Consider the following 24601-nt stretch of genomic DNA (forward strand, 5'->3'; position numbering starts at 1 on the left):
GTGTGACTTGCTGAGGTGTGCCAAATTCGCCACTATCTGCCAAAAAGTTAAATGGATACGGTTTTTTGGTCAACTTGATACATAGATTCATAATCATTTGAGGATTACTTTCATTATTCAGGTCAGGCCATGACAATAATCGCAAGTTCTTACCTTGATAGTATTCATCAGGAACTGTGTCGATTTTATCTATATCAATAAAAGGCTTAATACGTTTTTTTTGATAGTCATCAAAGTTATTGAAAATGATTCTATGGTTCTCTACAAAGGTACTAAAGAAAACACCTTGGTCTACAAAGTTGAATACACTAACACCCCAATTGGGAAAGCTACGTTCAATAATATCTACGTCCAAAAAAGCCCAAATATCTTCGTGTCTAGGATCGGCAGCTATCTTAGCCATGAGTTTGTCTACTTCAAAATTTGGCCCTTCTAATACTTGGAAATACTGACCTTCACGATAAGAGACGATACCAGTAATTTGCGACTTTGGATTATGCTCACGAGAGGCACTAATAATCTCTGATAACCCTGTAGGCATACGAACACTATGTTCACGAATTGACGCTCTGCTGATAGGTGCTCTGCTAACGTATGCAATACATTTCATTTTACCACCATTTAATAAGACATCTAAGAATCAGTTAACTCATTGTCGGACATAAAGATCACATTCGTTATGCAATAGGTTTATATAACGAATATGATCTTGTTGCTCATAATCTTCAATAAAGTAAAAGCAACAAGAACATATCGATCAGCATTCATTAGGTTGAATATTGCCAACCAAATTATAGTTCTAGATTGTTTTCCACTGACTGTACTTTACGACGTGCTAGTGCAAGGTTGGCTTTAGCCTTATCAAGCACCAAATAGATAAACAAATCTTCATGCTTAGATGCAGGACGGATGATGTGTAGTTGTGACTCTAACGTGATTAAGATATCGTCAATCTCACCTTTGATATCAAGCGACTTCATGGTAGCGACTTTCGCTTTGACCACTTGTGAGTTGCCTGCAGCAGCAAGCTCTAGATCAACACCGCCACCAGTCATACCCAGTACCATGCCTGACATATAGTCGACGATACAGCCGCCCATAGCGCCATCAAGGCTCATTAATTCTTGTAAAGACTCATTAATATTTGACATATTCTTCCCTATCCATGTGGTTATGATTCAATAAAGTAATTTAATCGATGAAATACATTCGTTACTTAACAATACTAAACTAAATTCCAATTACTAGTTAACTAACTTAGCCGTTAAACTGCTTTAAGGCAACAATTAAATTTTGAGATATCTATGGCAGTGATACATCAATAACTAATTATTATTAGCAGAAATGACACACCATACTTATTACAAAAATTAACATTAATTAGTAGATTTTATTATACACACATATTAATCCTAAAAGCACGTTTATTAGAAATATTCACAACCAAGTAAAAGTCTTTGGATAAGAAGAAATAGAAAAACCTGATTGTCACAAATTTATGGCTTGGCATAAACACGATTGATACGTTAATTTATGCCAATAATAAGAAAGGATAATATTTTGAGTACTTCTCTTGAAGGCATTACTACCAATCTTTGAAAGTCTATTGGTAAGAATTGAATGAAATACTTTCATTTAGAAAAAGGTTGTATTCAATAATAGCTTATCTAATCCAAACGACGACTAATAGTCACTCCCGTAAAGCCAAAGAGTAGCGTCAATAGCAACGATAAATAACAGAAAAACGCATAAGGCAAATAATCCAACACCGGCACTCCTAATGCCTGACTGATAAACACCCCGCATACACTCCAAGGCACCAGTGGATTAATCACTGTCCCTGCATCCTCAATCGTACGTGACAGATTCTTTGGATGTAAATTCAAACGCTCAAACGTCGAACGAAAAGCCGTCCCTGATAGTAAAATACTCAAGTACTGCTCACCGATGAGCACGTTGATGCTCAGTGCTGACATCGCTGCCGCAAAGATCGCCCGTCCTGACGTCGTCAACGTGTCTTTAATACCCGATAGCAATGCTGGTAACACACCCAATGCCGTTAGTAACCCGCCGAGACTGAGTGCCAATATCACAATCGCTTGCGTAAAGAACATACTTTGTACACCGCCACGCGATAGCATACCCCCTACTTCACCCAGCTCTAGTGACTCAGCCGGTGCATATCCTGCAAACAGATAACCACCTAATTGTCCAAAGCTTGGACTGCTATGTATATAAGTGATGATAAGCGCCACCGCAATGGTGCAAATAATCGTATAGATGGCATTGACACGAAAGACAGCCAGTCCAACTAATACCACAAACGGTAATACCGCATAATTATGTACCAAGCCACTGTCGATGAGCTGCCCTTGGAGAATAGTCACCTGACTAAGATCAGAACCCGCTGTCTGGCCTGAAAACATCCAGAACAAGATAACCGTGAGTATCCAAGCAGGTACCGTCGTGTACATCATATTGCGAATGTGCTCAAACAGATCGATACCAACAACGGATGAGGCGATGGTACAGGTATCAGACAAGGGTGACATCTTATCGCCAAAGAACGCTCCTGAGACGACGGCACCAGCCGCAATTGCTACATTGGCATCAAAGGCATTACTCATCCCAATAAATGCCACACCCAAGGTTGCAACGGTTGTCAAACTACTACCCAGTGCAATACCAATAATGGAAGTAAGTACAAAGGCGGAGATGTAATAATACTCTGGTGAGATGAGCTGAAAGCCGAAGTACATGAGTGTGGGTATGGCACCAGACATCATGAGAGCGGCGACCATCAGACCAATAAAGAAGAACAAATAGATGGCACCGATACCGCGCATAATACCTGAGGCCATTTGTGCTTGCATGTCATCAAAGCTCAGTCCTTTAAAGGCGCCAATGCCCAGTAAGACACAGATGGCGAGTATCAATGAGAGATGCGGCACCCAACCAAAGCCGATCATGGTAACACCCATGATGGCGATGACGATGGCTGATATGATGAAGGCTTGCTGAGGGGAAATATGGGTGAGGATTCTTGGAGGCATGATGCGCCCTTATGATGCAGGTTGGTTTAAGATATTTAAGGGTTTACTGGTTTCGTCTGTGGCCATGCTCGTGACTGGTTGCTGGCTTTTTATTAGTACTCCGTACTTCTACTGGTTCATCGGCCAGACTCTTTGGGTGCGAATGAGTGGTTATCTATGATTAGTTTCGACCAAATTTTATCCATAAAAAAATCCTCACTTCTTATGATAAGAAGTGAGGATTTAGTGCTTTTTCAAGCCATATTTGGAGCGGGAAAAGAGATTCGAACTCTCGACCCCAACCTTGGCAAGGTTATGCTCTACCACTGAGCTATTCCCGCTGATTATCGAATTGTAGTGTTGTTAACAACAACTCCGTCTCGATAGGCTGGCTATTCTATCAAAATTCCTGAGTGTGTCAACACCTTTTTCATATTTATTTCCAATATTTTCACTTTAAGCCTTTATTTCTAGAGAGTCTACCTATAAGTAATTGATTTAATAATAAGTATCTCATTTACTGAAGTAATCATTATTTTCACTAATGATGAAAATATTATGTACCGTTATCATGAACTATGTTTAATCGCGTCTATGCCCATCAGCCAAACTGCTATTTTCGTAGTGCATCGCTACGTTATTCTATAAATAAACCTCAAAAATATTTTCCACTCTAATACATACGATAACTGTCAAAACTCAAGGTGTGTGATACAAACCAATCAAGTAGAGATAATACGTATAGCAAAGTTGATATAGTAGCAGAGCAAGTGATGTTTGATGATACGCCACTTACAATCATACGCTGTGTTGTTACTGTTTCTACATTGGTTTTAGGCTATTAACATTATTATACTCATGGGCAATGCTGGTTCGGGTAAAATTTTACTATTAAGACAGATAAATAGAGTAATAAGTGCTGTCCACATATTAGCCAAGAATTATCATTTGACCTATTTTATAGATATATACTTTGTACAACTTTTACTTTTATCATTTACAGCGAGGATATTTTTATGAAAAAGCTACTGACCACTACCGTGATGGCAGTGTCACTGTCCACACTGACTTTAGTAGGCTGTACTAGCACGACCAACACGGGTGCCGTTGGTGTCAACCGTCAGCAGCTGCTGTTAGTTTCTAGTGAGCAAGTCCTTCAGTTATCAGCGGAAAGCTACGCGAATACACTGAAAGAAGCCAAATCAAAGGGCGTACTGGACAAAAATACAGCTCAGCTTAATCGCCTAAAGATTATTGCTAATCGTTTAATCGGTCAGGTTGGCACTTACCGTACAGATGCGGCAGCGTGGGACTGGGAAGTGCATACTATCCAATCTGATGAACTGAATGCTTTTGTTGTACCTGGTGGTAAGATTATGTTTTATTCAGGTATTATCGACCGCTTGAGCCTGACTGACGATGAGATTGCAGCGATTATGGGGCATGAGATGTCGCATGCGCTACGTGAACACTCACGTGAGCGTCTGTCGCGTGAATATGCAACGCAAACAAGTATCGGTGTGGCTGCTAGCATATTTGGCTTATCACAAGGACAGGCTGAGTTGGCAGGTACTGCTGGCAATTTAGGTTTGAGCCTACCCCATAGTCGTACTCAAGAGTCTGAAGCTGACCAAATTGGTCTTGAGCTGATGGCACGTGCAGGCTACAACCCACAGGCAGCGGTTAGCTTATGGCAAAAAATGCAGAAGGCAAGCGAAGGTGAGCCACCACAATTCTTAAGCACTCACCCATCTAGCAGCAGTCGTATTTCTCAATTACAGGCATTAATGCCTAAAGTAACGCCGCTGTATCAACAAGCCCGCCGTTAATCAAAACTTATTGGTAGATGTCACGTTTTGAGCCAATATTTATAGATTATAAGAGCAGAGTGCACATGAAGTATTGTGCTCTGCTCTTTTCATTTTTAGTAAGAAATGACAATGGCTATTGAGTTTGGCAATTGAGCGTATCGCTATTAATCGCGTTATTACTGATGGTTATATTTTTTAGCCCTATGGATAACAATTGAGAACGATTGATTTGCCTATGCATTTCAAGAGCACTCAGTCTAGATAATTGTGTCTGCTATAATGCCCGCAATATATAATCTACACATTGCTAAATATTATTAAGCAAAATATTATTAAGCAAAACATATGGAAGGATTGTTATGACTACCACACCGATTGCTGATGCGCTTAATGCGGAGCTACAAGCTTTGCAGTCACAACATTTAGAACTGGTCAATGAATCAATGAATCATGCTGGTTATTTCGATGGTAAAGAGAGCCATTTTAAGCTTACTATTGTCAGTGATGCTTTTGAAGGTAAACGCTTGGTTGCACGCCATCAGCTCGTATATGGATTGGTTAATGCACTATTGACCTCACAAGGTGGTCAAGTACATGCTCTAGCTATTCACGCTTATACTCCTGTCGAATGGCAAGGCCAAAGCCCTGATAGCCCGTTATGCGCTGGACAAAACAAAGCTTAGAATGTTGTTATTCAGATCGCATGTGTTCATATAATAATTGAATGCTACAAACAAGCTGACCAATGCAAATTTAAGGAAAACCATATTCAATGAAACATTTACATATGCTAATGGCATTACTGATCATTGTGGTATTTATATACCAGAGTTATTTGGTATTAAGCTCTAATAGACGAGCGCCACGTGCGGTGAAGATAGCGTCTCATATTCTATATGCACTCATTATCGTATCAGGCGCAGTGATGCTCATGCAGCTCATGAGTGTCAATGCCCCTGTCCAATGGGCATTCGCCAAAATAATTTTGCTCTTCACTGCTATTAGCGCTAGTGTAAAAGCATTCAAGAATCATGCAACACCTGCCCAAAGAAAAACGGGGATTGTCATTGCGGGTATCGCGTATCTTGGTATTGTGGTACTGGCCTTTACAAAGCCTGGCAACTTATTTTGATCCGTCTGCCGTATTAAAGTTGCACATATAGCAAGACTACTCAGAGGCAAAATATTGGATAATCGATGGACTTTCAATATCTTAATCACATTATTTTTGCTATCTTGAATACATACAAAGACAATAATTCAGCCTAATGGAGCCACTATGAAAACTCTTACTACAGCGACGTTACTAGCCACAGCTGGTATTTTAGGGCTCTCAGGCTGTGCTTCTACAGGTAATGTCACACCACAGTATGTGCCGCCAAGCACCTATCAAAGCTATGATTGCCAAGCACTCAGCCAAGAGTACAACCGTGTCAATCGCTATGTAGACGCAGCACGTAACGAGCAGTCAAGCTTATCGGCCTCTGGTGTCGGGGTTGGGATTTCTGCAGGACGTTGGGGTATCTCTCCTAATATCAGTTTTGGTCTTGGCAAAAGCAACAGTACTCAAGCACGCGATGCCAAGTTATCACGCCTCTATGGCGAGAGTGATGCGATTGTGCAATCTGCACGTATTCAACGCTGTAGCTTCGTCAACGGTATCAAAATTTATGGTGAGTAGCATTTAAATAAGATGAGCTATATTCGATAGCTTCGAGTGTCCATAGCGTTAGACGACTGTAGTGATTAAAAAAGCCAATACGCAATCAACGTATTGGCTTTTTTATGACTAATCATCAGGAGCGAGGTCTGATTTGTCGCTTAAACACTTAAGCTTCGTACCCACTGGATAATTTGGTCACTAGGCAGCGCTCCTGACTGCCGCGCGATTTCTTTACCGCCTCTAAAGGCAACCATAGTCGGCAAACTACGGATGTTATAAGGGGCTGCTGCTTGCTCGTATTTATCCGTTTGTATCTTTGCAAAAACTACTTGCGGCAACTGACTGGCAGCCACTTTGAATTGCGGCGCCATCATAATACAAGGCTGGCACCAACTTGCCCAAAAATCAACGATGGTCAATACCTCATTCTTTTGAATGAACTTGCTGACCGTTTGCGCATTCAACTCGTGAGGGCTAGCCGTCAGTAGTGGCTGGCCACATTTACCGCATTTTGGTTCAGCACCTAATCTGACTGCTGGTACGCGGTTGGTCGCGTGGCAATGTGGGCAGACTAGATAGAAGTTTTGCTCATTCATGATTTGATTCCTATTCTAATTATTTTATTGTCTTAACAGTTCGGCTTGGATAGATTGATTATACAAGCAACTTTGTGATGATGGTTTATAGTCATTCTCTACAGCACTTGCTTTGCCACACCACTATACACGTAGCTCATCGGTCGTGGACCTGGCAAGTATGCTTGGCTTAACTCATCGATGGCAAAACCACCTGCTCTAATCAGTGCTGGGATATCGCGATCTAAATGACACCCTCCTGCTATAGGTTTCCAAAATGGTGTCAATCGATGCTGCCAACGCTCGACAGAAAGATCTGGTGCTAATCCATGCTCACAAAATAACAAGCGACCATCAGGTTTTAGCACTCGTGCCATTTCTTGAAGTGCCGATACCGGATCGTCGATACTACATAAGGTAAAGGTCATCACAATCGTATCAAATCGATCCGTATCAGCGTGAATGCCTTGAACATCCACGGCTATCACTTCAACTGGAATGCTAATGTCACTCGCCCGCTTACGTGCGAGTGTATGCATCTGAGCCGCTGGGTCGATACCAACAATAGAAGAGACTCGTTTGGCATCATAAAACGGTAGATTCAAACCGCTACCAATTCCAACTTCGAGTACTTCACCTAGTGCTTGAGGAACAATTTTAGACCGCGCTTTCATCACATTACCCGCACTACAAGCGACATCGATCAGCTTGGGCAATACATAACGTTCGTAAGGGTTCATTGCTCTCTCCAGTTATCGCCGAACTTAGCGTTTGCAGGTAGCTATACCGAGCTTCTACATAGCGGACCATCTACAGATTAGCATTATTATAGATATCTAGCATACGATACTTGCATCGTGCTGCACGGGATGACAACTTTCACTTATTACACGTTTTTTATTTACCGAGCGCATTAATCGGTACTTTCAGATAACGAATACCATTGTCTTCCGGCTCTGGGAAATGACCTGCATCAATATTAACTTGTACCGAAGGAATAATTAAGCGCGGCATATCAAGCGTAGCATCACGGCGCTCACGCATTTCTACAAACTCGGCTTCATTGATCCCCTCTTTCACATGTATATTACCCAGTTTTTGCGCTGCCACAGTAGTGCTTGGACAGTGTTTTCGACCCTTGCTTGGATAATCATGACACAGATACATCATCGTATCTTCAGGGAGTGCCAGCAGCCTTTTGATTGAATGATACAAGGTTTTGGCATCGCCACCGGGGAAATCGCAGCGAGCCGTACCCACATCTGGTGCAAACAAAGTATCTCCGACGAAGACCACTGTCTTTTCATCATCAGCAGCAACATACGCCATGTCAGCTCGCGTGTGACCTGGCACATACATGACCGTAATAGTAATATCGCCAAGCGCCAAAGTCTCGCCATCATCTGTCAAAATATCAAACTGACTGGCATCCGTGCGAAAACTGGTATCGAAATTAAATATTTGCTTGAATATTTTTTGTACTTCGGTGATATGCTGCCCTATGACGAGCTGACCACCTAGCAACTCTTTGACGTGTGCAGCCCCTGAGATATGATCGGCATGGGCATGGGTTTCTATAATATAGACCAGCCCCCAGCCATGCTCACGGACAAACTCAATCACCTCATCGACACTCGTAGTGCCAGTACGTCCTGACTTGGCATCAAAGTCTAATACGGGATCAACGATGGCACATACTTGCTTCTGGACATCTGCCAGTACGTGAGTATAGGTCTCTGTATCGCTATGTAAGAATGAATGGACTTGCATGGCTGCCTCTTTGTATTTCTATGAATATTTTAGTTTTTAATAAATTCTTAAGTATAATATGCGCTCAGCTCTCGTATCTGCAGCGACATATCAATTGACTGTGCATACTAACATAGCAGTTATTATACATTTTATAAATTTATATAATGTAAATAAATATAACTTGATAAAGACTCATGTATCATTGATAATTAATCACGTTTATCTATAAATGTTATACCCTACTATTTATACTTAATATAAGGAGCTCGCTCTGAAACCTTCAGCATTGAGCACATCTACTACTATCCCGAGCGACCCTATATCACCTAGTGAGACAGAGTCTGCACCTAAAGACCTTGCTGAGCAAATGAAACAAGCTTCGATGCAAGCCAGCCAGCTATTAAAGTCACTCTCGCATCCTGATCGCCTGTTACTGCTATGTCAGCTGACTCAAGGAGAGTATTGCGTCAGTGAGCTTGAAAGCTTAGTCGGTGTTGGACAACCAAGCTTGTCACAGCAATTGGGTATCCTACGTAAAGACGAGCTGGTCTCGACACGCCGTGAAGGCAAGCAAATCTACTATAGTATTGCCAGTGACGATGCTTTAGCGGTTCTAGATCTCCTTTACCAACGCTTTTGTGCCAAAACAGACGGATAGATTATCCGCTTAAGAATCGGCTGTAATAACGTTCAACACACTCTAACTTTTTTATCATGATGACGTATTGCTATGCTTTCTCTTGCCACTCGTCTAATTCCCGCTTGGTTACGTCAATACAAGCTATCTGCGCTGCCGACTGACGTCATCGCAGGATTGGTCGTTGGTGTGCTCGTGATTCCGCAAAGCTTAGGCTATGCGGTGCTAGCAGGTCTGCCACCTGTATATGGCTTATACGCCGCTATCGTACCCGTCATGGTCTATGCATGGATAGGCTCGAGCAATATTCAAGCAGTGGGGCCTGTCGCTATCACTGCGATTATGACCGCCAGTAGTCTGCATCCTTATGCAGCAGAAGGCGCTCAACAGTATGTGTTGATGGCCAGCTTGTTATCATTGATGGTTGGGGCGATGTTATCGTTAGCTGGGTGGCTAAAGCTTGGCTGGATCATGCAGTTTATCAGTCGCGGGGTTTCTGCTGGTTTTATCAGTGGTGCCGCGGTGCTTATCTTTATCAGTCAGCTGAAATACTTAACGGCTATTCCCATAGCGGGAAATGGCTTGTTCGGTTATTTGTCCAGTATGCAATTGTATGCCCGCCAGCTGCATCCACTCACACTACTCATTGGTATGATCGCTTTTGCGCTTTTGGTTGCCAATCGTTACGGCAGTCAATGGGTATGGCAATCTTGGTTGCCATCTATCTACGCCAAATGGGCAGAGCGTTTGTTTCCCCTTATCCTACTCGGCATTGCGATTGTCATGAGTATGAGCTTACATTGGACCACAAACGGTGTCGCAACGATTGGTAGTATTCCGCAAGGGCTACCGACCTTTACCTTTCCCTATGTACCCAACTTTGATGTCGCCCTCAACCTATTACCTAGAGCGGGGCTGATGGCGCTGATTGTATTTGTCTCAAGCAGTTCAGTCGCTAGCAATTATGCCCGTCTGCGCGGTGAGAGCTTCAATGCCAACCGCGAACTGACTGGACTTGGGTTTGCCAATATTGCTGGTGGTTTCTTTCAAAGCTTTGCAGTCGCTGGTGGATTTTCACGTACTGCTATCAATGCCGACTCAGGCGCCAAAACACCTGTTGCCAGTTTGGTAACAGTGATGGTGATGATTGCTGCTTTGATTGCTTTTGGCAACGCACTAGCGCCACTGCCCTATGCGATATTAGGCGCAACCATCATGGCCTCTATTATCAGTCTAATCGATATCACGACACTGAAGTCAGCATGGCAACGTGACCGTCTAGATGCGGCCAGCTTTATGGCGGCATTTGTAGGTGTGCTGATATTTGGGCTAAATACAGGCTTGGTCATTGGTCTTATGGTGTCGTTTGCTAGCCTGATTTGGCAATCGAGCAAACCGCATGTGGCCATCGTCGGACAGTTAGCTGGCACGGGGCATTTTCGCAATATCAATCGTCATGATGTTCTGACGTTTAGTCACTTATTAATGTTGCGTGTCGATGAAAGCTTGTTTTTTGGTAATAGTGAATCCGTGCACCGCCGCGTGATACACGCCACTCAGCAATACCCGCAAGCATACGAGATTGTCCTTATCATGTCAGCCGTCAATCACATTGATCTGACTGGACAAGAGATGCTCATCAGCCTAAATAAAGAGCTACTTATTCAGGATAAGCACCTAAATTTTAGCTTCATTAAAGGGCCTGTCATGGATATCATTGAAAATACCCCTGTGATCACCGACCTCTCAGGACACGTTTATTTAAGTACAATGGATGCAGTAGATGCGCTAAAGGATATATGAACCAACGCTTATAGGTTAAATCAATAGCCATTATTGTCTGTGGCAAGATATAGCTATGATAAAAGCTGTGTTATGCTAGTCATCAAACATACTATAGAGAAGCGGCACCTAGCCATCCCTCTATCTTCAAATACCTTTTTATATCCGTAACCGAAGCAACTTATGACCGATAACATCACTATTTATAAGCAAATCTATCCAAGCCAATGTCTCAAAATTGCTGAGCTTGGCTACCGCTCTGTGCTCAATATTCGTCCTGATGCTGAGACAGAAACGCAGCCGAATAGCTATGACTTTGCCAGTGCAACTGCAAACGCAAATTTGACCTATCATCACCTACCATTTGATGATGAGCGCTTGAGCATGCTAACTGTCGAACAGTTTGCCGATTTTTATCACTCTATGCCCAAACCCATACTTATGTTCTGTGGTACTGGTGCACGCGCCAAACTGCTGTATCAAAGTGCCTTAATGCAAGGTCTGCTATAACATTGTTGCATTTATAAAGACTGTTACGATGTTTACATAGCTCATCTTTAGAATTTTGCGCATTCAGCTTAAGCTTAGTACAGTCGTTACAGACCAAACATGTCACTCTCTCATATAAAAAATAACAAGGAGCTCCTATGAGCCATCAAGTTAGTTTTACTGGACAAATCACCCCTGACCAAGTACCGATGATTGCTGAAAACGGCTTCAAAACCATCATCAATAACCGTCCAGATGGTGAAGAACCAAATCAACCGACCAGCGCTGATATTGAAGCCGCTGCGAAAGAAGCAGGACTTGCTTATAAAGAGATTTCTTTTGCTGGTAATGAGCTAAATCAAACGCATGTCGAAACGTTTGCTGACTTTTTTAATCAAGCTGAACAGCCAATGCTGATATTCTGCCGTACCGGTAACCGCTCAAACGGTATCTATGAAGCAGCCAAGCAAATGGATTTGTTAGACGACTAATTCGTTGATTGATGCATCAAGACAATCATTGCAGAATATTAATAATTGCGCCCGTCCAACATTTGGATGGGCGTTTTTTTCAATTATTACTTGAATGATAGACTGGTCAATTTTCAATATTAAAGACATAATAAAACTCTACTTAATACCGCTTAAAAGGATTTTATTATGCAAACACCCCTACTAATCATCGGCAACAAAAACTACTCATCTTGGTCATTGCGGGCTTGGTTATTACTAAAGGCATTCGATATTGATTTCGATGAACAGCTGATTGAGTTACTTCATCCGTCATCTACACAAATTCTTGACGAGCACGCGCCAACGGGAAAGGTACCCGTTTTAGTATATGGTCAAGGTGATGATAAGGTGACGGTATGGGATACTTTAGCGATTGCCATTCATGCCAATGATTACCTGACAGATATAGATATTTGGACCGGATTAAGCAAGTCTGATTCTGACACTACTAATGATAATAGCCACAGAATAAATAGCGCCTATTGCCAGAGTATCGTCGCTGAGATGCATTCAGGACTGATGGGTATTCGTAGTGAGATGCCGATGAATATCAGAGCCACTGCGAAAATACAGCCAAGTGCTGCATGTTTGATTGATATCGCCCGTATAGAAGATATCTTTGCAGATTGTTTAGAATCTCGCTCAACAGACAGCTATCTGTTTGGTAAATTTACGGCTGCCGATGCGTTTTTTGCCCCTGTGGTTCTACGCTTGCAGACTTATGCGGATGCCTCAAGCGTAAAGTTAAAACCAATGACTAAACAATACTGTGAGACAATGCTAAATAACCCTCATATACAAGCATGGCGAAAAGCTGCGCTTACAGAAACCCGTATCATTGAAGAAGATGAAGCGGGCCAGATAGTCTCATTGGTTGGGGCATTGGCAGAATAAAACTGAATCAAGCCCACATCAAACTTTAGGTGAAAGGTTTACTAAATTTTTAATAACACTTAAGATGATAGAGACACAAGGAATGTGATCTATTTAAAAAGCCATTTTAATATGGCTTTTAATTCAACAAGGAATGTTTTATGAGCGGTACTGCTCTGGCTTTACTCCCACTGGCTCTTGCCTACATTATGTTTACCTTAGGAACAGGGCTAAAACCCAGTGACTTTAAGGTTATCGTCAATTACCCCAAAGCTTTTTTTGTAGGCCTCGTCAATCAAGTTATTTTCGTGCCTTTGATTGCTTTGGCAGTCATCCTAGTAATGGCACCACCACCAGAAATTGCTTTTGGTATTATGCTGATTAGCTTTTGTCCAGGCGGTGTCACGAGCAACATGCTCACCTATTATGCCAAAGGCAATGTCGCGCTGTCAGTCGCTCTCACTGGCGTGGTCAGCCTACTATCTGTCATTACTTTGCCTATTCTAATCACCTTAGCTTTTAACCACTTTATGCAAGACCACACGGGCTCTATTAGCGCGGTAAAGATTGGCGCTGTCATGTTTCTCTTGACGACGTTACCAGTTACCCTTGGTATGCTGGCTCGCTATAAATTCACTAACTTTATGGTACGCAGAAGCAGCATTCTAAATGGCTTGGCCAGTATCTTTTTTGTCTTAATAGTCTTCGCTGCCATCGCTTCTAACTGGGAGCTGCTAAAGTCACAGTTGACATCAATGGGGCTTGAGCTTGTCCTTATCATTATGGCTTTATTTATATTTAGTATTTTAACCTCTAAATTATTAAAGCTGAGTTGGTTTGATACTAAAACCATCTCCATAGAGACCAGTATTCAGAACAGTACGACTGCGATTACCTTAGCGCCTATTATTATGGGAACGGCGGTTGGCCTGCCTGCCATCGCTTTACCTGCGGCGGTATATGGTGTGTTGATGTATGTGATTGCGCTGCCAATTATTGCGTTGATTCGGAATAAGAACTGATTATAGTAGACATAAAAAAACGCCCGTCCAGATATTGGATAGGCGTTTTTTAATAGTATAGAACGTCATACTTATACTTCTATTCTTTTATCTCATTCCAGAATTTTTCTAACAAAATTTTAAAATCGTTATCAAGTTCTATAGGATATTTATCGATATCTTTTACCGCCTCATCATAAATGGACTGTCCACCCTGTTGTAGCGCTTTGCGTAAATGACTTTCAGAATCAGCCATGTTCCCTTGTAAAAACTCAGTGTAAGCCACATTTCCCAAAATCGTAGCATGATTATCCCTTGAGGATTTTGTTAAAGCTTTCGAAAAGTACTCTAATCCTTCATGCAAATAATCCTTCATAATATTTGGATTCTGCCATTGCTTTTTTGCTGCTAACAACCTCAAATAGCCCATATCATTAAGTGCTATCGCCACTGAATTTTGTAGACCAACTTCTTTGCTCTCACTAAATTTTGCAATAACCTTATCGTAAAACTCAATAGACTTATCTGATTGTTCAAGCTCGGCAAGTATACCACCTTTCTTGACCAAGGCTTTTGCTACTTGTTCTTGCAAAACAAGTTTATTATTGTCAGAAAAAAGTGTAATCAGCTCATCGCAAATTTCAACAGCCTTGTTCAGCTGCCCTAGTTTTTCTAGTGCAACGGCTTTGTTAAATAGCGCTTTCGCCACCTGCTCTTGTAAAATAAGCTCATTACTGTCAGAAAAAAGTGTAATCAGCTCATCACAAACATCAATAGCCTTATCTAACTGCTTGAGCCCTCCTAATGCAACAGCTTTGTTCAATAATGCTTTTGCTACTTGTTTTTGTAAAATAAGCTCATTACTGTCAGAAAATCTTATAATAAGCTCATCACAAACATCAATAGCCTTATCTAACTGCCCAAAATCATAAAGTGCTACAGTTTTGTTCAGCAATGCTACTGCAACGTGCTCTTTTAAAATCAGCTCATCACTATCAGAGAATTGTGCGATAAGCTCATCATAAACATTGATTTCATTGTATGGCTGTTCAAGCTCACCTAATATAATAGCCTTGTTCACAAAAGCGCTTGCAACTTGCACTTGTATATCTATTCCAGTGACTGTCTTGAATTTATCGATTAACTTTTCATATATTTCAATTTGTTTTAACTTATTCGATTCTTTTAGTGCCAAGCCAAAGTAAGAACGTGCCAACCATACAGATTTCTCGTAGTCTAAAGATTTTCTACCTTCTAATTTTCGTATAATTTTTTCATAATCACTCTGTAAATATTCTTGTAAGAAATCAGTTTCTCCCTCTTTATCTTGCTGCTGAACATCTTTAAGCTTATTTTTAGTTCCTAGTAAAATATCTTGCGTGCTAGTATTTGAACGAACTGATCGATTTTCCTTCTTATCTTCTGATAGCTCTTCTTTTGGCATTGGATAATTTGCTATCTCATCTAGCTCATTTAGCAAGTGCTGATAAGGATCTGCGAATATAGTAGGTGGAAAACAATCTAACTCCTGTGCCAACTGAATAAGAAATAAATCTGCACCATTTTCGCAGCTCATATAATGCGCTAAGCTAGAAGTTAAAAGTTTCTGTTGCAGATGCTCTGGTGCTTTATCGCCCATATCAACCCAGAACAGCCGATGCTGATCACTGAACTGCTCTTCAACTTGTGGTAGAAATGCATCATTCTCACCACTATAACCAATGAATAGTGTTGGTGACTCACTCAAAGTATGACCAACGAATTCTTTGAGCCGTGCCGCATGTTCTTCTGTCTCAGAATCTGTATTTAATTGGACAAAGCCGTGTCCCTGCCCCCTGCCCATGCAGATGCACAATAGCGGGATCATCTATCAAACGATGCAGGTTTAGATTAGCAGCGGTAAAGTCATAGATAGGTGGGTATTGCCCAAGCAATCCACAGCTACGCGCCAATAAGTTATCAAAATTAAACGTCAACACACGACGAACATAGCCTTCTTTTATCAAGCAAGCCAAAGCTATATGAGACCAGTTTATTTTTGCTTTCCTAATATATTCTTGTAGATATCTACGACGTTTAGATGTCTCAAGACGTCCCATGCACTTACCATAATCCCTACGGTCTTCATCAGATAAAGGTTTTAATTCCAAAGCAAACTGTTCATTCAATTCTGATACAATTTTTTTAGCTAAAGGTATGCCTGCTGTGACAGAACATCCTGCACCAGTAATAAATATAAATGGCTTTTGATCCTTATCCTCTCGGGCAGCCTGCATAAATTCAGCTAAATCTTTTATCGTATATTGATGCATGGAGTCATCCATTATCTAAGTGCCTTCATATAACCTTATATTTGTTTGGATATCATAACAAAAAACCACCTCAAAAGAGGTGGCTTCTTAGACTAACTTTAGTACTTTACGGTTTGGATCTAAACAGCTTATTGCATGACTAAATATTCAAACGCTGACAGTGCTGCTTTACTACCTTCGCCCATCGCAATGTTGATCTGCTTAAATGGAACGGTTGTGACATCACCACAAGCAAAGATACCTTTGCGATCTGTGCGACAGCGCTCATCAATCTCAATCTCACCAAAACGATTTAAATCAACAAAACCTTTGATAAATCCAGTATTCGGTACTAAACCAATCTGTACAAACACTGCAGCCAAATCTAATTCTTTGGTGTCACCCGAGTTGCGGTCTTCATAAACAATAGAGCTAACTTTACCATCTGTGGCTTTAATCTCTTTGGTCGCCGCGCTGGTAATGATGTCAATATTGGCTTTTTCTTTAGCCTTGTTGATGAGCACCTGATCCGCTTTTAAGTCATCAGCAAACTCAAATACGGTCACATGTTTTACGATACCTGATAAATCAATGGCTGCTTCAATACCAGAGTTACCACCACCAACGACCGATACATCTTTACCTTTGAAGAAAGGACCATCACAGTGAGCACAGAACGCCACACCTTTACCGATGTTCTCGTCTTCGCCCGGTACGCCAAGCTTACGCCATTGAGCACCAGTCGCTAGGATAATACTACGAGTCTCAAACATCTCACCAGTATTCAGATGGATACGGTAGTTCTCATCTTCAGTTTCACTGATTTCTTTCACGCTCACGTGTTCTTTTAGCGTGATATTGTATTCGTGCAGATGCTTAACAAAGTTGTTTGATAAGTCAGTACCGTTCGTTAATGGTACCGAGATCAAGTTTTCGATGTCTTGCGTGTCTTTAACCTGACCACCGATACGATCAGCAACCATGGTGACTTTGAGGCCTTTACGAGCGGTGTAAATCGCGGCTGCCACCCCTGCAGGACCTGCACCTATGATGGTCACGTCTTGCTGCTCTAGCTGATCAGCATCGTCTTCTACTTCTGACAATAAATCAGGGAACTGCTCTTGCAATTTTCCGATCAATTTAGCAGTGTCGATTAGTCCGTTAGCAAACGGCTTACCGTTTAAAAATACCGCTGGTACACCTTGGATGTTGTTCGCTTCTACCTGCTCTTGGAACAATGCACCATCGATCATCTCGTTGCTAATACCATCGTTTAATAGCGCGAATTGGTTCAATGCTTGAACAACTTCTGGGCAGCTGTGGCATGACAATGACACGTAGGTCTGGAACTGTAAGGGCTTATTAAAACGCTTGATTAACTTCTGGATACCTTCATCCAATTTTAGCGTATGACCACCCGCTTGTAAGATAGCCAAAATAAGCGAGGTAAATTCATGACCGCCTGGGATACCGCTAAATACAATACCAGTGTCTGTCAGTGCGCCATCGATATGACCGACTACTTTAAAACTGATTGGGCTTGGCAAACTGTCATCATTCGCTGTCGCATCAAAATTGATTTTATCCGTCGTACCAGCGATTTTAGTCAAAAAATCAATCAACTCGGCACGCTTACTATGCTCACCACTACCCAATACAAAAGTAATAGGACGAGTCATGTTTTCACTGTAGCTCTTAATCGCGTCTAATAAACCTTGATCTATCATGTTTGTTCCTCTTCATTACTGGATATGTAACGGCAACTGTTGTATTGCGCGTTCAAATATGGATTATTTAGTATTAATAATGTTGTCTAAAATATTATAGGCAATAAACTTATGCCCTTTGATGTCTCTATTATCATAGGTTCGGAGGATTTGGGCAAGCTGAGAAACTCAAACCTTATGTTTTATAAAACCAATCATAAATCATTATTTAAAATTAAATATTAATTCACGTACAGATTAATTATCATAGTATAGAGGTTGTTTTTTCGCTACAATCAAGTAAGGCCGATAAGAAAAATTCTTATTTGTCTCGTAACAGATTGGCTTTTTCATAGGTTTACCATGAGGCCTCTCTGCTAGTATTAAGCCTTATCAATATTGAGTGAGCGTTTTGGCTTAATAAAAATCAAGTCTCAAAATCATAACGACAATGCGCGGATGCTTATTGTTAGCTTGCGCTTCATAACAAGGATGAACACATGAGAAAGACTGATACTTTGCAAGACAACCGAGATGTTATTACTGAACTTAGGCAAAAAGACAGCCATTTTGCCAGTATTTTTGATGAGCATACTCAGCTTGATCAACAGATTAATCATCTGGAAAAAGATTTGGTAAAGCATGCTAGCCGTGATGAAGAAATAGAACAAATGAAGCGGCGAAAGCTGCAACTAAAAGATGAGATTTATAAAATAATCGATAAAAACAAACTACAATCTCATGCTTAATGCTTAATGCTTAATGCTTAATGCTTAATGCTTAATTTATGATTACGCAATAAAGATTCTGATTAGTAAACGACATAAAAAGACCCCATCAACTTATGCTGATGGGGTCTTTATTTATAGCATTAATATAGCCAATAGCTCTATATATAACACTACAAATATCTAAATAATTTGACTGTTTAGGCCATTACTTAGATTTTACCAACAAGATCAAGACTTGGTTTTAGCGTTTCTTGACCAGCTTCCCAAGCTGCTGGGCAAACTTCGCCGTCGTTTTCACGAACGTACTGTGCTGCTTTTACTTTACGTAGCATGTCTTTTGCACTACGGCCGATACCGCCAGCATGGATTTCAGCAACTTGAATCAAGCCATCTGGATCTACTAAGAACGTACCACGTTCAGCTAGACCAGCTTCTTCGATCATAACGTTGAAACCACGGGTGATTTTACCAGTAGGATCGCCGATCATTGGATACTGTACTTTGCCGATTGCGTCTGAAGAATCATGCCATGCTTTGTGCGTGAAATGAGTGTCAGTTGATACTGAGTATACTTCTACGCCTAAGCCTTTTAACTCGTCATAATGAGCGGCCATGTCTTCAAGTTCAGTTGGGCAAACAAAAGTAAAATCGGCTGGGTAGAATAAGAAAATAGCCCAGCTGCCTTTTACGTCTTCTGAAGTGATGGTTTTGAACTCACCGTTTACATACGCATCTGCTGAAAATTCTGGGATTTCTTGATTGATGATAGACGCCATGATTGGCTCCTTTATAGTTAAGTTAATTGGAATTTTTTGGTATGGATGTTTCTGTTAAGCCTTTAGTACTTTGGGCTACCTGACAAACTATACGCGAATTCTATCGTTAATCCAGTTAAAAGTTTTTAATGTGATGTTTTGTTTTATTAAACTTGTTAAACTATTATCTCTATTTTTTATCATCAGTGCGTGATACGTCATTGACTATATAACACATAGATTACATTAAGGTGACACCGAGATCAGATATCGCACAGATGCATCGAAGAAGTCACCACAGTGTACCCTGTTAAAAGCCCACTAATAGAGAGATTTTATGATTACTTTACGTCAGCTTGAGTTTGCCTTAGCAGTGGCTAAACACCGTCATTTTAAACGTGCAGCGGAAGACTGTAACATCTCTCAGTCTGCGCTGAGCTTGGGTATTGCCGAGTTAGAAAAGCAGTTGGATACACAGATTTTTGAGCGTAATAATAAGCAAGTATTGATTACCCCTATTGGCGAAGACATTCTAACGCGGGCGCAGCGAGTATTTTCTGAAGTTAGTGATTTGACCACACGTGCCCACAGCCATCAATCACCACTTGCGTATCCAATGACCGTCGGCATTATTCCAACGATTGCGCCGTACCTACTACCAAAAGTGTTGCCTGCCCTGCGAGCTCACCATCCAGAGTTTCGCATGACCATCGTTGAGCAACAGACAGAGCGCTTGCTAGAGCAAGTACGTTACGGTCATATCGATACTGCTATTATTGCACTGCCTTATGCGGTAGATGGGCTACATAGCTTTGAGTTTTGGAGCGAAGATTTCTTTGCTGTCTTTCCAAAAGAGGATGTGCATGCGAAGCTTGAAACCATCAATGCAGATGAGCTAGCAACTGCCAATCTCATGCTGCTTGGCGAAGGGCACTGCTTGACCGATCAAACACTTTCTGTCTGTCATTTTGATCGTGCACAGATGAAATCAAGCTTTTCAGATGCCAGTTTGAACACACTTATTCAAATGGCACTTGCCAATATGGGCACAACGTTGGTACCAGAGATGGCATTAGATCAACTTCATTTACAAAACCAAAATGCCGTCGCTGTGCCATTAGCTGAGCAAGGCCCTCATCGCCATATTGCCTTTGTCACCCGTCTGAATTATGCCCGTGTCGATGATGTCAATCTGCTTGGCAAAGTATTCAAGCAAGCTTTTGAAGATGCGGCTAATAAAGCATAAATAGTAGATTATGAAGGGTAAATATGAACGAGTTGTCGCAAATCTACACTGAGCTGGGCAATCGTTTTTATTTGCATCTATCTGCTATCAGTGGTGATATCACGCCAGACAACGCGCAAGTACTCTGGCAAGATATCGCTGTGCGTTATAGTGAAGATCAACGTGCTTATCATACCCTTCAACATATTCAGCAGTTATTTGGACAGTTCAAACAAATTAAGCACCACCTTAATGAGCCAGATATTATCGCATTGGCAATGTATTATCATGATGTAATATATGAGCCGACACGCTCAGACAATGAGCTGAAAAGTGCAGAATTTGCGGTAGAGGTATTAAGGCCTTATTTAAACGTTGAACAATGCCAACATATATACGCTCTGATTATGATGACTGCTAGTCATGAAGTTAATGTATTAGCAGAACATGATCGTTATAGCGATGCAGCATATCTATTGGATATGGATTTAAGTATTTTGGGTGCATCATGGTCTGCGTACGAGAAATACGTCAAAGCAGTACGCCAAGAATACATACATGTTTCAATGGCAGATTACTGCGTTGGACGAACGGAAGTCTTAAAAGGATTATTAGCACATCCCAAACTCTATCTGACTGACCATTACTATGATCAGTTAGAAGCGCAAGCTCGGGATAATATCAAGCGCGAGATTAATTCGCTACTTCACTTGCAGCTTAACGAATAGCTCACTACCCTGCCGTGCAGAATGCGAGTTATAATTCGGCTCCATTATTTCTATATCAAAAACGCCCTCAAAACGCTGTTGGTATTCTTCTTTCGTGCCACCGAATGGTGGTTCTTGTCGCCCAAAATCTCTATCAAACAACAAGCCGATCAGCTTACCCTTAGGCTTCAGCAACGCAGCCATTTGCTCGACATACTCATCTCGGCGTGCTGGATTTATCGCACAAAAAAACGTCTGCTCAAGCACCCAATCAAACTGATGTTGCTCAGGTGATAAACCAAAGAAATCTGCACAGATTAAATGCCCAGCTGGAAAGTCGGGATAACGCTCAGCAAATGCTTGAATCGGGGCAGGTGCAAAATCAACCAAGGTAACATTGGTAAAACCTTGCTCATGTAGATAACCTACTTCGTAGGCATTACCCGCACCCGGTACTAAAATAGCCTGACCTTTCGCAGTCTCAGGTAACTGATCAATATAAGCTTTGAGCGGTGGCGACACTTCGCCCATGTCCCAACCGATACTGTCTTGCTCATAACGCTGCTGCCAAAAATCAGCCTGATTGACATTGTTCATAGAATATCCTTATCCACCTGACTCTATCATAAACTCTAAATTTCATTTAAACGGTACAAAATATACCGTTATAATCTATCATGTTTGGCTTATTAACGTTACAGATATTGAAGATTAGATTTAATCTAGCTGTCCTGTTTTACCTGCCAGCATATTATGCCAATGCTGATAATCCGGCATCGCTGTCGCTACTGTCTGCCAAAATGCAGAACTATGATTGGCATGATGCAAATGGCAAAGCTCGTGAACGATGACATATTCGGTGCATTCAATGGGATAAGCGGGAAGATAGACAGATAACCATACCCGACGCACACGCGTATTGCAGCTGCCCCAGCGTGTATGCATTTTTTTTAGGCGGACTTCATTAGCACGCGCACCAACGATGGGTTGCCACTTATCAAACAAAGTAGGAATAACGTCGGAGAGCTGTTGCCGATAATAGGCGATTGTGTCATCGGGGCTGAGCGCAAAGGACTGTGCTATGCCCCATAATAATAGAGGGCTATTGGCAGTTGAGGATTCGGTTAAGGCGTGCTGTTTGCGCTTATATTGTTCCAATACTTGTGCATGGTTAGCCACTGCCCACGATACACGCTGAGCAACAGCCTGTACAATCTGTGCAGCACTCATAGATACTGGCACAGACACCATCAATAGGTAAGGTTTCAGACGAAAATTAATATTTTTGACACGTTTTTTAGTAACCTGTAGCTCAATGCCTGCTTGTGCCAGTTGTTGCTTGGTGACTATTGATAACGATGTCGTATCCTGTAGCGTCATCGTTATCCCCTGCCTCTATCATTTATCACAACAATGCCTGCAAGTGGTTATCAAAAGACATTTTGTGTCGCTTGCTGTCTATAATAATTCGATCAGCTAACGCCATTGTCTCATCTAATTGTTTATCTGCTTGGTTTGCCGCTTGAGCCACATTCAAAGTTGTCAGTTGCCCTTGCCCATCGCTCACGATAAAACCCAATAACTGACTGTTTGATAACTGCGTATTATGCCCATTAGACTCGTTATAACTATCACGAGAAGATACCGATGCCCCTGCACAATCTGGCAAACTTACTGTATCAATCAGCGCGCGAGTCGTTAAATCATAAATAGCCGCACATCCACCAATAGGTGTCGTTACGCATAATAGATTGCGCTCACTATCGACCGCCACACTGGCGATATACTGATGAAAGCGTTGCCATTGATTATTCGGCATCGTAAGCGGCTCAAAATCAGTATCACCGCGCTTATGTGTGATCACTAATGGCACATTAATATGCCTCTCACCTTGGAACTGGATGCCAATCATCACCGTACCATCGTCATGCATGGCTAAATGGCGTACGCTCATCTGATTGTGCTCAGGAATGACCTGTTCAAGCAATGTGCCGTCATGACGGTTCAGATACACCAGCGATGGTCGCATGGTATCTAAATTTAGCTCTTCACGAGAGGCTTGCTCAGTCTTAATACCACCATTCGCGATAACGAGCGTCTCACCATCTGGGTGCATAATCAGCTCATGTGGACCGATGCCATGTGAGTCAAACTCTGCGATTTTTTGATAGCCTTGATTGATATCATAGATACCAACTTTACCCGCTAAATCTACCGTATTGTTTTCGGTGACATACAGCAACGTGCCGTCCAAACTGTAGCAAGCATGACCATAAAAATGACGATTCATGGATGCTTCGATAGCATGCTTTACTTGCCCAGTTGCCGTATCCAATACCCAAAATTTTTCACTGGGACGGCGACCCATGACGACGACATCATGAGTTGCTTGGCTATGAGAGCCAGACAACACTGGCTGAACGATAATATCATGCACACGCTCTGGCATAGTCGTTTGCCAAACGATTTGGCGATCTGCATCGATGCCGACTACCCCATAGCCATCAACGCTTTCATCATCGCTCGTTAAAGCGACTGACTGCGGCATTGATGCGACACCACTCACCCAACATACTGGACGTGCCAGCATGGTGGTGGTATGAACTGTAGAAAAATCTACAACCACGTCAGCATTATTAATATGACTATCAACACAACTATCGCCATCATACTCCATGCTCGATGGGTAGCTTTGATAAGCCTGATGCCAAGCATTGGTAGTCTGCTGATAGGCGTACTGTAGCCTTGATAAGTGCTGCGTAGCGGCTAACTGGGGTGACGTCAGTAATGATAGCTGTGATGACACCTGTAACGACAGTGACTGAAACTGCGTACCTAGCCCGACCACATAGTCTTGCAAACGCGCAGATGGATAGCGCTGCTTACGATAGCGATGGTGTATTGCAACCAACGCTGCCGTACTAAGCGCTGTCAGTGCCAACGTTTTCAGCACTTCTGGCTTAAAGCATCTATCTAATAGACTTAAACGCTTGATACCGTTTGTTTCAGTAGCGTCTATTTCGGTAGCATCTTTTACTGTATCACCCTGTGTCTGCATA

General features: G+C 41.8%; 26 protein-coding genes and 1 tRNA gene. 13 read left to right on the forward strand and 14 right to left on the reverse strand.

All coding sequences use genetic code 11. The features are described 5' to 3' along the window. From I6E83_RS11540 to I6E83_RS11555, 4 genes are all read right to left on the reverse strand, one after another. Window positions 1–610 (reverse strand): BLUF domain-containing protein (locus tag I6E83_RS11540; protein WP_197102103.1); only part of this gene is annotated, 610 nt, incomplete at its 3' end. 181 nt (window positions 611–791) lie between these two features. Then, a complete protein-coding gene (locus I6E83_RS11545; RefSeq protein WP_110924444.1) occupies window positions 792–1151 on the reverse strand; it encodes a hypothetical protein in 360 nt (119 codons plus the stop codon). A gap of 516 nt (window positions 1152–1667) precedes the next feature. Then, the gene (gene nhaC, locus I6E83_RS11550; RefSeq protein WP_197102110.1) at window positions 1668–3053 is read right to left on the reverse strand and encodes a Na+/H+ antiporter NhaC; all 1386 of its coding nucleotides are present in this window, start codon (window positions 3051–3053) and stop codon (window positions 1668–1670) included. Window positions 3054–3298: 245 nt separating this feature from the next. Then, a tRNA-Gly gene (locus I6E83_RS11555) sits at window positions 3299–3373 on the reverse strand. A 675-nt stretch (window positions 3374–4048) separates the two neighbouring features. Here I6E83_RS11555 and I6E83_RS11560 point away from each other — a divergent pair. From I6E83_RS11560 to I6E83_RS11575, 4 genes are all read left to right on the forward strand, one after another. Continuing rightward, window positions 4049–4861, forward strand: a complete 813-nt coding sequence (locus I6E83_RS11560) for a M48 family metallopeptidase (protein ID WP_197102112.1) — start codon at window positions 4049–4051, stop codon at window positions 4859–4861. A 341-nt stretch (window positions 4862–5202) separates the two neighbouring features. Further along, on the forward strand, window positions 5203–5526 hold the full coding sequence (locus tag I6E83_RS11565) for a BolA family protein (protein WP_197102114.1): 324 nt from the start codon (window positions 5203–5205) through the stop codon (window positions 5524–5526). Window positions 5527–5615: 89 nt separating this feature from the next. Beyond that, complete coding sequence (locus I6E83_RS11570; RefSeq protein WP_197102116.1) at window positions 5616–5975, forward strand: SirB2 family protein; 360 nt, start codon at window positions 5616–5618, stop codon at window positions 5973–5975. A 147-nt stretch (window positions 5976–6122) separates the two neighbouring features. Further along, window positions 6123–6524 (forward strand): hypothetical protein, encoded by a 402-nt coding sequence (locus I6E83_RS11575; protein ID WP_197102118.1) that lies wholly within the window; start codon window positions 6123–6125, stop codon window positions 6522–6524. Between the two features lie 140 nt (window positions 6525–6664). Here I6E83_RS11575 and I6E83_RS11580 read toward each other — a convergent pair whose 3' ends face one another. The 3 genes from I6E83_RS11580 to I6E83_RS11590 form a co-directional block, all read right to left on the reverse strand. After that, window positions 6665–7102 (reverse strand): thioredoxin domain-containing protein, encoded by a 438-nt coding sequence (locus tag I6E83_RS11580; protein WP_197102120.1) that lies wholly within the window; start codon window positions 7100–7102, stop codon window positions 6665–6667. Between the two features lie 98 nt (window positions 7103–7200). Further along, the gene (locus I6E83_RS11585; RefSeq protein WP_197102123.1) at window positions 7201–7821 is read right to left on the reverse strand and encodes a class I SAM-dependent methyltransferase; all 621 of its coding nucleotides are present in this window, start codon (window positions 7819–7821) and stop codon (window positions 7201–7203) included. Between the two features lie 157 nt (window positions 7822–7978). Then, entirely contained in the window at window positions 7979–8851 is an 873-nt protein-coding gene (locus I6E83_RS11590) for an MBL fold metallo-hydrolase (RefSeq protein WP_197102125.1), read from the reverse strand. 268 nt (window positions 8852–9119) lie between these two features. Here I6E83_RS11590 and I6E83_RS11595 point away from each other — a divergent pair, with 268 nt between their 5' ends. The 6 genes from I6E83_RS11595 to I6E83_RS11620 all read left to right on the forward strand — a co-directional run bounded on the left by I6E83_RS11595 (window position 9120) and on the right by I6E83_RS11620 (window position 14148). After that, complete coding sequence (locus tag I6E83_RS11595) at window positions 9120–9491, forward strand: ArsR/SmtB family transcription factor (protein ID WP_413787067.1); 372 nt, start codon at window positions 9120–9122, stop codon at window positions 9489–9491. Window positions 9492–9563: 72 nt separating this feature from the next. Continuing rightward, window positions 9564–11273, forward strand: a complete 1710-nt coding sequence (locus tag I6E83_RS11600; RefSeq protein WP_197102127.1) for a SulP family inorganic anion transporter — start codon at window positions 9564–9566, stop codon at window positions 11271–11273. A gap of 162 nt (window positions 11274–11435) precedes the next feature. After that, window positions 11436–11762, forward strand: coding sequence for a beta-lactamase hydrolase domain-containing protein (locus I6E83_RS11605; RefSeq protein ID WP_197102129.1), 327 nt, complete (start codon window positions 11436–11438; stop codon window positions 11760–11762). Window positions 11763–11899: 137 nt separating this feature from the next. Beyond that, window positions 11900–12232 (forward strand): TIGR01244 family sulfur transferase, encoded by a 333-nt coding sequence (locus tag I6E83_RS11610; RefSeq protein ID WP_110924009.1) that lies wholly within the window; start codon window positions 11900–11902, stop codon window positions 12230–12232. Between the two features lie 168 nt (window positions 12233–12400). Next, window positions 12401–13147, forward strand: a complete 747-nt coding sequence (locus tag I6E83_RS11615; RefSeq protein ID WP_197102131.1) for a glutathione S-transferase family protein — start codon at window positions 12401–12403, stop codon at window positions 13145–13147. A 140-nt stretch (window positions 13148–13287) separates the two neighbouring features. Continuing rightward, window positions 13288–14148 carry a bile acid:sodium symporter family protein gene (locus I6E83_RS11620; protein WP_197102133.1) on the forward strand — a complete coding sequence of 287 codons (861 nt, stop codon included), beginning with the start codon at window positions 13288–13290 and terminating at the stop codon, window positions 14146–14148. A gap of 79 nt (window positions 14149–14227) precedes the next feature. Here the strand turns inward: I6E83_RS11620 and I6E83_RS11625 are convergent, their stop codons facing one another. The 3 genes from I6E83_RS11625 to ahpF all read right to left on the reverse strand — a co-directional run bounded on the left by I6E83_RS11625 (window position 14228) and on the right by ahpF (window position 18145). Beyond that, a complete protein-coding gene (locus I6E83_RS11625) occupies window positions 14228–15970 on the reverse strand; it encodes a tetratricopeptide repeat protein (protein ID WP_197102135.1) in 1743 nt (580 codons plus the stop codon). After that, on the reverse strand, window positions 15921–16439 hold the full coding sequence (locus I6E83_RS11630) for a hypothetical protein (protein ID WP_197102137.1): 519 nt from the start codon (window positions 16437–16439) through the stop codon (window positions 15921–15923). Before I6E83_RS11630 ends, I6E83_RS11625 begins: the two co-directional genes overlap by 50 nt. A 128-nt stretch (window positions 16440–16567) precedes the next feature. Then, window positions 16568–18145, reverse strand: coding sequence for an alkyl hydroperoxide reductase subunit F (gene ahpF / locus I6E83_RS11635; protein ID WP_197102139.1), 1578 nt, complete (start codon window positions 18143–18145; stop codon window positions 16568–16570). Window positions 18146–18624: 479 nt separating this feature from the next. Between ahpF and I6E83_RS11640 the strand changes: the two genes are divergently transcribed. Further along, window positions 18625–18873: a YdcH family protein gene (locus I6E83_RS11640; RefSeq protein WP_197102141.1), complete on the forward strand. Its 249-nt coding sequence runs from the start codon at window positions 18625–18627 to the stop codon at window positions 18871–18873. A 191-nt stretch (window positions 18874–19064) separates the two neighbouring features. Here the strand turns inward: I6E83_RS11640 and ahpC are convergent, their stop codons facing one another. Continuing rightward, window positions 19065–19631, reverse strand: coding sequence for an alkyl hydroperoxide reductase subunit C (gene ahpC / locus I6E83_RS11645; RefSeq protein WP_197102143.1), 567 nt, complete (start codon window positions 19629–19631; stop codon window positions 19065–19067). Window positions 19632–19947: 316 nt separating this feature from the next. Here ahpC and I6E83_RS11650 point away from each other — a divergent pair, with 316 nt between their 5' ends. Together I6E83_RS11650 and I6E83_RS11655 are read left to right on the forward strand one after the other, a co-directional pair. Continuing rightward, window positions 19948–20856 (forward strand): hydrogen peroxide-inducible genes activator, encoded by a 909-nt coding sequence (locus tag I6E83_RS11650; protein WP_110924015.1) that lies wholly within the window; start codon window positions 19948–19950, stop codon window positions 20854–20856. A 23-nt stretch (window positions 20857–20879) separates the two neighbouring features. Further along, window positions 20880–21563 (forward strand): hypothetical protein, encoded by a 684-nt coding sequence (locus I6E83_RS11655; RefSeq protein ID WP_197102145.1) that lies wholly within the window; start codon window positions 20880–20882, stop codon window positions 21561–21563. On the opposite strand, the gene I6E83_RS11660 is transcribed toward I6E83_RS11655, so the two are convergent. The 3 genes from I6E83_RS11660 to I6E83_RS11670 all read right to left on the reverse strand — a co-directional run bounded on the left by I6E83_RS11660 (window position 21537) and on the right by I6E83_RS11670 (window position 24600). Further along, window positions 21537–22139 carry a methyltransferase domain-containing protein gene (locus I6E83_RS11660; RefSeq protein WP_197102147.1) on the reverse strand — a complete coding sequence of 201 codons (603 nt, stop codon included), beginning with the start codon at window positions 22137–22139 and terminating at the stop codon, window positions 21537–21539. The genes I6E83_RS11655 and I6E83_RS11660 overlap by 27 nt on opposite strands. Before the next feature lie 120 nt (window positions 22140–22259). Further along, the gene (locus I6E83_RS11665; RefSeq protein WP_197102149.1) at window positions 22260–22922 is read right to left on the reverse strand and encodes a M48 family metallopeptidase; all 663 of its coding nucleotides are present in this window, start codon (window positions 22920–22922) and stop codon (window positions 22260–22262) included. 25 nt (window positions 22923–22947) lie between these two features. Then, window positions 22948–24600: a DUF1513 domain-containing protein gene (locus I6E83_RS11670; protein WP_197102151.1), complete on the reverse strand. Its 1653-nt coding sequence runs from the start codon at window positions 24598–24600 to the stop codon at window positions 22948–22950. Between the last annotated feature and the right edge of the window lies 1 nt (window position 24601).

Source organism: Psychrobacter sp. SZ93C1, from assembly GCF_015864635.1.
Classification (GTDB): Bacteria; Pseudomonadota; Gammaproteobacteria; order Pseudomonadales; family Moraxellaceae; genus Psychrobacter; species Psychrobacter fozii.